The organism is Gordonia polyisoprenivorans NBRC 16320 = JCM 10675, from assembly GCF_000241325.1.
GTDB classification, from domain to species: domain Bacteria; phylum Actinomycetota; class Actinomycetes; order Mycobacteriales; family Mycobacteriaceae; genus Gordonia; species Gordonia polyisoprenivorans.
The window spans coordinates 1-275 of record NZ_BAEI01000107.1; the positions used below are offsets into that span (position 1 = coordinate 1).

Genomic DNA, 275 nt, shown 5'->3' on the forward strand with positions numbered 1-275 from the left:
AGCTCCTGCGCCAGCACCGGGTCGGTGGTGGCGCGCGATGCATAGTTCAGGACGATCTTCTCGAACGACATCTCCGCGTCGTCACCCTCGATGCCGTCGAGATCGATGTCTCCGGCACGTTGCGCGGCCCGCGCCATGATGGACACCCGGTTGGTCGAGTGCTCCCCGTTCAGGTAGGCGGCACGGATCAGCGGGAACTTCTCCAACAGCTCCGCCAACGCCACCCAACTCCCGGCCTTACTGCGAGAGACCTTGAACTGCAACGACACCTCGGC

At 64.4% G+C, this 275-nt stretch carries 1 pseudogene; it reads right to left on the reverse strand.

Annotated features, from left to right (window positions below):
• Positions 1-275, reverse strand: a pseudogene (locus GOPIP_RS27950) (HNH endonuclease); the annotation flags it as partial.